The sequence below is a fragment of the Streptomyces coffeae genome, from assembly GCF_016741875.1.
GTDB lineage: Bacteria > Actinomycetota > Actinomycetes > Streptomycetales > Streptomycetaceae > Streptomyces > Streptomyces coffeae.
Map to the genome: position 1 here is coordinate 1 of NZ_JAERRF010000170.1, position 713 is coordinate 713.

2 pseudogenes are annotated in these 713 nt (G+C 71.8%); both read right to left on the reverse strand.

Annotated features, from left to right (window positions below):
• Positions 1–186 (reverse strand): annotated as a pseudogene (locus JK363_RS41520) (hypothetical protein); the annotation flags it as partial.
• A 298-nt stretch (positions 187–484) separates the two neighbouring features.
• A pseudogene (locus tag JK363_RS41525) lies at positions 485–713 on the reverse strand (DUF317 domain-containing protein); the annotation flags it as partial.

Here is a 713-nt window from a genome sequence, read left to right on the forward strand (position 1 = left end):
TGTGGTGCGGCACCGCAGCCAGTCCGGGGAAACCGTGATGCGGTCCAAGGTCAGGCCGAGTGTGCTGGCCAGGCGTACGGCGGTGCGGGCGAGGTCGGCACCCCGGTACGGGCCGTAAGCGCTCGCAGCGGCTGTCTGACGAATGAATACGGCGGCGACGTGGGCGGATTCGGCGATGGACGTCATGACCCCTGCCCGTCCTTCAGCAAGGTGGCCACAGTGCCCCTGGGTGAGGTGGTGGAGGTGGGCGGCACCGAGTGCCTGGCCGACAGTTCCTCCAGGGGACTGTCGGTACTGAGGTGTTCGCGGGGCTGGCGGGTGCCCGGTTGCGTCTCGGGCTGGCTGTGCTCCATCGCGATGTACTCCTTGTCTGCGGCGATACGGGCCCGGCCCCGGTGCCGCCCAAGGGCTATTGGGGCGGGCACCGGCCGGGGAGTATTGCCTCGTGAGGGCGCAGGCGCGGGCGCTGCGAGGCCGTGGGTGGTCAGGCGGGGTGGGTGATGGTCAGTGCCCCGGTGTCGGGGCCGGGCAGGGTGCGTCGTGGGACGGGGGTGGGGTCGGTGATGGCCCGGCAGAGGGTGTCGATCAGGTGGGTGGGGGTGTGGGGGCAGGCGAGGGCGAGCCACAGCACGGTGAGGTCGGTCGCGCGGCGGGCGGCGCACAGCCAGTTCGCCGCGCCTCGGTGGCTGGTGTCCGGGAAGCGTGGGGTGATA